Genomic DNA, 9394 nt, shown 5'->3' on the forward strand with positions numbered 1-9394 from the left:
GCGGCAGCACACCGTGCCGCATCGCCATCACCATCTTGATCACACCGGCCACACCCGCAGCCGCCTGCGTATGCCCGATGTTCGACTTGATCGACCCCAGCCACAGCGGCCGGTCCTCGGGCCGCCCCTGCCCGTACGTCGCCAGCAGCGCCTGCGCCTCGATCGGATCCCCGAGCGTGGTGCCCGTACCGTGCGCCTCCACCGCATCCACATCACCCGGCACGAGCCCGGCGCTCTCCAGCGCAGCCCGGATCATCCGCTGTTGCGACGGGCCGTTGGGGGCCGTGAGCCCGCTGCTGGCTCCGTCCTGATTGACGGCCGAACCCCGCACCACCGCCAGGACCGGATGCCCGTTCCGACGGGCATCGGACAACCGCTCCAACAGCAGCAGACCGACACCCTCACCCCACCCCGTACCGTCCGCCGCCTCCGCGAACGACTTGCAGCGGCCGTCCACCGCCAGCCCGCGCTGCCGGCTGAACTCCACGAACGTGTCCGGGGTGGACATCACGGTCACGCCGCCGGCGAGCGCCATCGTGCACTCGTTCCGCCGCAGGGCGTGCGCCGCCAGGTGCAGGGCGACCAGGGACGAGGAGCAGGCCGTGTCGATCGTGACGGCCGGGCCCTCCAGGCCGAAGGTGTAGGCGACGCGACCGGAGGCGATGCTGCCCGCGCTGCCATTTCCGAGGTAGCCCTCGAACTCCTCCAGGCCATCGGGGTTGTTGAGGATACGGTTGCCGTAGTCGCCGTACATGACGCCGACGTAGACGCCCGTACGGCTGCCGCGCAGGGTCGTCGGGTCGATGCCCGCCCGCTCGAACGCCTCCCAGGAGGTCTCCAGGAGCAGCCGCTGCTGCGGGTCGATCGCGAGGGCCTCGCGGGGGGAGATGCCGAAGAACTCAGGGTCGAACTGGGCGGCGTCGTGCAGGAAGCCGCCTTCGCGCGTGTAGGTCTTGCCGGGGTGGTCGGGGTCGGGGTCGTGGAGGTCCTCGTCCCAGCCGCGGTCGGCCGGGAAGGAGGAGATCGCGTCCACGCCCTCGGCGACGAGGTGCCACAGGTCTTCCGGCCCGGCCACGTCTCCGGGGTAGCGGCAGCTCATCGCGACGATAGCGATGGGTTCCTGGCCCGCGGACTCGACCTCCTGCAGGCGTTGCCGGGTCTGATGCAGATCCGCGGTGACCCGCTTGAGGTACTCACGGAGTTTCTGCTCGTTCGCCATTCGGTGCGACTCCTTCAACGCAAACAGCCGACCCATACCGTGGGGGAGGGCGAGGTGACCGGCGCGCCGGCGCAAACGCATTCTCGTGAGCAGACCCGGACCTGAGCAGAAGGATTTGAGCAAAATCCGAAGACGCCCATTTTTCCTTCTGCATGAAATCCACCAGACCCAGAGGTGACTCTAGTTAGGGGAGAGCAGGGCCAACAACCCCTACCCTCCCCCTAGCACCCCTATGAATTTCTTTCAGGAGACGCCGAGTTCATTGTCGATGAAGTCGAACATGTCATCGTCGTCGGCCTCTTCGAGCTTCTCCGTGATGGACGCCGTTTCGAGACCGGTCCGGTCCTCGCCGTCCAGCCTGCCGAGCAGGGCCCGCAGGCGGTTGCGTACGGCTGTCCGGTGGTCGGCGTCCAGTGGTCCCGCCGCCAGGGCGGCTTCCAGTCCGTCCAGTTCGGCGACCACGCCGCCGGGTCGCGGTCCCGTCGTACCGCCTGTTGCGCCACCGTCCCGGGGCAGGTTTTCGTGCAGATAGTCGGTGAGTGCGGCGGGGGATGGACAGTCGAAGATCAGGGTGGCGGGAAGGCGCATTCCGGAGAGCGAATTCAGGCGGTTCCTGAGTTCCACGGCGGTAAGCGAGTCGAAGCCGAGTTCCAGGAATCCCCGGGTGGCGCTGATCGCGTCCTTTCCGGAATGCCCGAGCACTGCGGCGACATGGCCGCGGACTTCGTTCAGCAGCGTACGCCTGCGCTCCTCCTCGCCGAGACCCGCCACCTTTCGGACGAGTTCCGGACCGTGCCCGTTGTCGCTCGCCATGTTGCCGGGCCGTCCGACGCTCCGGCGCACGGGTGCGCGGACGAGTTCGGCGAAGACGGGCTGCAGTCCGGCCGATCCCGCCGCGGCGCGCAGCGACACCGTGTCCAGACGCAGGGGCACCAGGACAGGGGGAGCCTCGTCGGCCGGCAGGGTCACCGCCGCGTCCAGGAGCGCGAGTCCGTCCTGGGTGGGCATCGGGGCCGCGCCGCCGCGTGCCAGGCGGTTCAGGTCTCCCACGCCCAGCTTCTCGGTCATCTCGCTGGGCTGTTCCCACAGCCCCCAGGCGAGTGAGACGGCCGGCATGCCCTGCGCCCGGCGTTGTGCGGCGAGGGCGTCCAGGAAGGTGTTCGCCGCCGCGTAGTTGGCCTGTCCCGGGCTGCCCAGGACCCCGGCCGCCGACGAGAACAGGACGAACGCCGTCAGGTCCCGGCCGGCCGTGAGCTCGTGCAGGTGTACCGCCGCGAGTGCCTTGGGCCGCCATACGGCGTCCAGATGCTCGGGTGTCAGCGAGGTGGTCACGCCGTCGTCGAGGACACCGGCGACGTGGACGACCGCGGACAGGTCGTCGAGGCCGTCGAGGAGGCCGGCCAGTGCCGCGCGGTCGGCCACGTCACAGGCGGCGATCGTGACCCGCGCACCGGACTTCTCCAGCTCCGCCCGTACGTCGCCCGCCACCGGGGCGTCCTCGCCCCTGCGGGAGACGAGCAGCAGGTCCCGTACTCCATGCCGCTCGACGAGGTGCCGGACCACCAGTCGGCCCAGCCCGCCGAACGCGCCCGTCACCAGCACGGTGCCCGGGCCCCACACGCCATCGGTCGTACCGCTGTCCGCGGGCACGGGGACGCGGGTCAGCCGGGGCACCCGTACGGTGTCCGCGCGGACCGCCACCTCCGGTTCACCGCAGGCCAGTGCGACGGCCAGCTGGGACGCCCATACGGTTCCGGGCTCGCCCGGTCCCCCTGCCTCGACCCCCTTGGCCTCCTCCTTGGCCTCCTTGGCCTCCTTGGCCTCCTTGGCCTCCTTGGCCTTATGGACCTGCCTCGCCTGATGGACCTGGCTGGCCTCATGGACCTGGCTGGCCTCATGGACCTGGCTAGCCTCATGGGCCTGCCTTGCCTCCTTGGCCTCCCGGACCTCCTCGGCTTCCTCAAGGTCGACAAGGACAAAGCGGTCCGGGTTCTCGACCTGCGCCGAGCGGACCAGCCCCCACACGGCCGCACCCGCAGGGCTGGGCACCGTGTCACCGACCGCCACCGCCCCACGGGTCACGACCGCGAGCCGGGCCGACGCGAACCGTTCGTCCTTCAGCCATTCCTGGACGACGCGCAGCGCGTCGGCGACCGCGCCGACACCAGCGATCCCGGCACTGTCCTCGGCGACCTCCCCTGGCCCGTCGGCCGGCGCCCAGACCACCGTCTCGGGCACCTCGGCTCCCTCGGCCAGAGCTGCGCCCAAGGCCTCGAGATCCGGGTAGCAGGCCGCACCGGGTGCGAACGCTTCGGCACCGATCACCGCCAGGCCCGCATCCCAGTCCCGCGACGGCACGGTGACGTCCGGCACCTCCCGCCAGGCGACGTGGAACAGCGAGTCGCCGACCGCTGCGCCGCCCAGCTGGTCCGTCGACACAGGCCGGGACACGAGCGACTGCACGGAGGCGATCGGCTGCCCGTCCGTGCCGGCCAGCGTCAGCGACACGGTGTCCGCCCCGGCGGAGACCATCCGTACCCTGACCTCCGCGGCGCCCGCCGCGTGCAGGGCCACACCGCTCCACGCGAACGGCAGCCCGAGCCCCTGCTCCGCCCCGTCCTGCCGATCCGGCAGCAGGAGCGTCGCATGCAGGGCCGCATCGAGTACGGCGGGGTGCAGCCCGAAGGCACCGGCGTCCTCCCGGTACTCCTCCGGCAGCGCGACCTCGGTGAAGATCTCCTCACCGCGTCGCCACGCCGCCCGCAACCCCTGGAAGACCGGTCCGTAGCCGTATCCCGTCTCCGTCAGCCGCTCGTACAGGGACGATGCCTCGACGATCGGCTCGGCCCCGGGCGGCGGCCACTCGGCCGAGGCCCAAGCCTGTGTCCGTTCCCCGCTTCCGGTGGCCGCGAGGAAGCCCACCGCATGGCGCGTCCACGCCCCCGCGTCCGCTTTCTCGTCCCGGGCGTGAACGCTCACCGGACGCCGCCCGGTCTCGTCCGGGGCACCGACGGCGACCTGGATCTGAACGCCGCCGTTCTCCGGCAGCACCAGCGGGGCTTGGAGGGTCAGCTCCTCCACCACCCCACAGCCGACCTCGTCCCCCGCGCGCACCGCCAGCTCCACGAACGCCGCCCCCGGCACCAACAGCCGACCGGCCACCGCGTGATCCGCGAGCCACGGGTGCGACTGCAACGACAGCCGTCCCGTGAGCAGGTGCCCGTCTCCGTCGGCCAACGCGATCGCCGCACCGAGCAGGGGGTGCTCCGCTGCGTCCAGACCCGTCGCCGACACGTCACCCGCGCCCGGGAGGGCGGGGCGGGGCCAGTAGCGCTCGTGCTGGAAGGCGTACGTCGGCAGATCCACCGTCCTGGCGCCCGGGAACAGCGTCTTCCAGTCCAGCTCGACACCGTGCACGTGCGCCTCGGCGAGCGAGGCCATCAGCCGCTTCACGCCGCCTTGGTCGCGGCGCAGCGAGCCGAGCGTGGCGGCGTCGGAGTCCGTGTCGTCGATGGTGGCCTGGACTGGGACGGTCAGCACCGGATGCGGGCTCATCTCCAGGAACAAGGTGTGTCCCTGTTCGAGCAACCGTCGGGTGGCCTGCTCGAACAGGACCGTGTGACGCAGGTTGCGATACCAGTACCCCGCGTCCATCGGCTCGTCCAGCCACTCACCCGTGAGCGTCGAGAACAACGGCACCTCGGGCGTCTCGGGTGCCACCGGAGCCAGCACCTGGGCCAGGTGCTCCTCGATCGCCTCCACCTGCGCGGAGTGCGAGGCGTAGTCCACCGGAATCGTCCGCGCCCGGATGTCGCGAGCAGTGCACTCAGCGACAAGCTCCTCCAGTGCCTCCGGCTCGCCCGAGACCACCACCTGAGCAGGCCCGTTCACCGCAGCGATGTCGATACGACCGTCCCAAGCCGCCAGCAGCTCACGAACCTCACCCACCGGCAACGGCACCGACACCATGCCACCGCTGCCCGACAGCGCCCGGATCGCCTGGCTGCGCAACGCCACCACCCGGGCCGCGTCCTCCAGCGACAGCGCCCCCGCCACACACGCGGCAGCGATCTCACCCTGACTGTGACCCACCACAGCGGTCGGCTCCACACCAGCCGCCCGCCACACCTGGGCCAGCGACACCATCACCGCGAACAACACCGGCTGAACCACATCCACCCGGTCGAAGTTCTCCCCGTGGAGTTCCTCGAACAGATCCCAGTCCACGAACGCCGACAACGCATCCGCACACTCCCGCATCCGCGCGGCGAACACCGGGCTGGCATCGAGGAGTTCCACCGCCATCCAAGCCCACTGCGACCCCTGACCGGGGAACACGAACACCGGACGCACGGCACCACCGACCGCCCGCCCAGACACCACACCATCCGCCGCGAACTCACCCTCAGCCAGCCGCTCCAAACCAGCCAGCAGCCCCTCCCGGTCCCCGGCCAGCACCACACCCCGATGCTCGAACCGCGACCGCCCAACCGCCAACGACCACCCCACATCCACCAGTTCGACACCCGACTCCAAGTGCTCCCGCAGCCGGGCCGCCTGCCCCCGCAACGCCTCCGGCGACTTCGCCGACACCACCACCGGCACCACCCCAGGCAACACCGATTCCCCGGCCTCTACCTCCCGCGCGGGCTCCTCGACCGGCGCCTGCTCCACGATCACATGCGCGTTCGTGCCGCTCACACCGAACGCCGACACACCCGCCCGACGCGGCACACCGGCCTCCCGCTCCGGCCACTCCCGCGCCTCCGTCAGCAACTCCACCGCACCCGTCGACCAGTCCACATGCGAACTCGGCGCATCCACATGCAACGTCCGCGGCAGCACACCATGCCGCATGGCGAGGACCATCTTGATCACACCCGCGACACCGGCGGCCGCCTGCGTGTGCCCGATGTTCGACTTGATCGAGCCGAGCCACAGCGGCCGGTCCTCGGGCCGGTCCTGCCCGTACGTGGCCAGCAGCGCCTGAGCCTCGATCGGGTCGCCCAACGTCGTCCCCGTACCGTGCGCCTCCACGGCATCCACATCACCCGGCACGAGCCCGGCACTCGCCAACGCAGCCCGAATCACCCGCTGCTGCGACGGACCATTCGGAGCCGTAAGCCCATTGCTCGCACCGTCCTGATTGACGGCCGAACCCCGCACCACCGCCAACACTTGGTGCCCGTTCCGCCGGGCATCCGACAGCCGCTCCAACAGCAGCAGGCCGACGCCCTCACCCCAACCGGTACCGTCCGCCGCCTCCGCGAACGCCTTGCACCGGCCGTCCACCGCCAGCCCCCGCTGCCGGCTGAACTCCACAAACGTGTCCGGCAAGGACATCACCGTCACACCACCGGCCAGCGCCATGTCGCATTCACCCTGCCGCAGCGCCTGCGCCGCAAGATGCAGGGCCACCAGGGACGCCGAGCAGGCCGTGTCGACCGTCACCGCCGGCCCCTCGAAGCCGAACACGTACGACAGCCGGCCGGACACGACACTCGCCGCATTGCCGGTACCGAGGTAGCCCTCGCCACGGTCCGCGGCCGTGCGCAGCACGTCCTCGTAGTCCTGGCCGTTGGTCCCGGAGAACACACCGGTGCGGCTGCCGCGCAGCGTTGCCGGGTCGATGCCGGCCCGCTCGAACGCCTCCCACGCCGTCTCCAGCAGCAGCCGCTGCTGCGGATCCATCGCCAGCGCCTCACGCGGCGAGATCCCGAAGAAGTCCGCGTCGAACTCGGCCGCGTCGTACAGGAACCCGCCCTCACGGACGTAGCTCGTGCCGGGATGATCCGGGTCCGGGTGGTACAGCCGCTCCACGTCCCACCCACGGTTGTCGGGCATGTCTCCGATGGCGTCCCTGCCGTCGCGCAGGAGCCGCCACAGGTCATCGGGGGAACGTACGTCGCCGGGGAAGCGGCAGCTCATCGACACGATCGCGATCGGCTCGTCGTCGGCTGCGACGCGTGCGGTCGAGGAGGCGGGGCCGTCAGCGTGCTCCGCGTCGGCATCGCCGAACAACTCGGCGCGCAGGTGGTCGGCGAGCGCGGCCGGGGTCGGGTGGTCGAAGACGAGTGTGGCCGGCAGGCGCAGTCCGGTGGCAGCCCCGATCAGGTTGCGCAGTTCCACCGCGGTCAGCGAGTCGAAGCCGAGGTCCTTGAAGGGCCGGCTGACGTCCACCGTCCTGTTCGCGGGGTAGCCGAGCGCGGTGGCCGTACGCGTGCGTACGACGGCGAGGAGTTCCCGTTCGCGCTCCGCCACCGGAAGAGCCGCGAGCCGGTCCGCGAAGGAGGACGGCGAGGCGGTGTCCGGGCCGGGTTCGTCGGTCCGCCCGGCCGTCGCGGCCTCGGGGAGCTCGTCGAACAGGTGGCACGGCCGCGCCGAACCGTAGCTCGGTGCGCAGCGGTCCCACTCCACGTCGGCGACCGTGACCGCCGGTGCGGCGGTGGCCATCGCCCGCGCCATGGCGGCGACGGCCGACTCGGGGGCCATCAGGGGCATGCCGCTCTCCCGAGCCCGGCGTTCCACCACGCCGCCGTCGACGGCCATACCGCTCTCCGCCCACGGACCCCATGCCAGCGACACGGCCGGCAGCCCGAGCGACTGCCGGTGGGCCGCGAAGGCATCCAAGAACGCGTTCGCCGCCGAGTAGTTGGCCTGTCCGGGGACGCCCAGCGAGCCCGCCACGGAGGAGAAGAGCACGAAGGCGGTCAGCTGCTCGCTGTCCAGCGTCAACTCGTGCAGATTGAGCGCCGCCTGCACCTTCGCCCGGAACACCGTGGCGAACCGCTCCGCCGTCATGGCATCCAGCACACCGTCGTCCAGCACACCAGCCGTGTGGAACACGCCCGTCAGCGGCAACTCCTCCGGCACCTGTGCCAGCAGCCCCGCCAGCGCCTCCCGATCGGCCACATCACACGCGGCAAGAGTCACCCGGGCACCCAACTCCTCCAACTCACTGCGGAGTTCCTCAGCACCAGGAGCCCCCGGCCCACGCCGACTGGTCAGGATCAGATGCTCGGCACCCTCCCGCGCCAGCCACCGCGCCACATGACCACCCAACGCACCCGTACCACCCGTGACCAGCACACTCCCCCGCGGCACCCACCCGGCACCACCCACCGACACCGACCCGAACGACATCCGCACCAACCGCCGTACGAACACCCCCGACCCACGCACCGCCACCTGATCCTCACCGGCCGACGACGCGATGACATCCACCAGCCGCTTACGGGCGCGCTCGTCGGGCTCCGCGGGCAGGTCGACCAGACCACCCCACAGCCGGGGCTGTTCCAGGGCCGCGACCCGGCCCATGCCCCACACCGCCGCATGGGCCGGCGCCGTCAGCCGGTCCGAGCGTCCGGTGGACACCGCGCCGCTCGTGGCCACCCACAAGGGCGCCTCGACATCGGCGTCTCCCAACGCCTGTACGAGAGCGAGAACTTGCTCCAGGCCCACGGGCACGATCGGGTCGGCGGCACCGACGGAACCGGCGGCGTCGAGGGCCAGGAACGACAGCACTCCCTGCGGAGTCGCCTCGCCCTCCTCGGCCAGGCATGCTCGTATCCGCCCGCTCAGTTCCCCGCGCTCGGTCTCCTCACGAACGACGCGTATCCGGCGCACTCGAGCACCACGGTCCTCAAGTGCGGCGGCGGCCGCCTCTCCCCATGGACACGATGACCCGTCCCCCGGTACGACCACCCACCAGGTGCCGGTGAGCACGGCGGAAGCCAGGTCCGTCCACGGCTTCCAGGACTCCCGGTACAGCCACCGCTCGACCGTCACCGCCTGACGCCGCTGCCGACGCCAGGACGACAGCACCGGTACGAGCTCGGTCAGCGCGGCGTCACTCCCCCCGGCGTCCAACTCTGCCCGCAGCGACTCGAGGTCCTCCCTCTCGACCGCCTCCCAGAACCGCGCCTCCCCTGCGTCCGCCGGGACGTCCGCCGTGGGAACACGCGGGGCCTCTTCCAGCCAGTAGCGGTGGTGCTGGAAGGGGTAGGTGGGCAGGTCGACACGGTGGCGGGACTCGGTCGGCGCGAACAGCGGGGTCCAGTCGATCGCTGTGCCGCGCGCGTACGCCTGGGCGAGTGCGGTCAGGAACGTGTCCAGCTCCGGGCGGTCCTTGCGCAGGGCCGGGATCAGACCGGCCTGGGCCTCCGGGGCGGTGAG

2 protein-coding genes are annotated in these 9394 nt (G+C 71.2%); both read right to left on the reverse strand.

The window, feature by feature from the left end; genetic code table 11:
• A partial coding sequence (locus ACYVMZ_RS38770) for a type I polyketide synthase (protein ID WP_461087940.1) occupies positions 1–1219 on the reverse strand: 1219 nt, incomplete at its 3' end.
• A 243-nt stretch (positions 1220–1462) separates the two neighbouring features.
• A partial coding sequence (locus ACYVMZ_RS38775; protein WP_461087942.1) for an SDR family NAD(P)-dependent oxidoreductase occupies positions 1463–9394 on the reverse strand: 7932 nt, incomplete at its 5' end.

The sequence above is a fragment of the Streptomyces deserti genome (genome assembly GCF_054782695.1).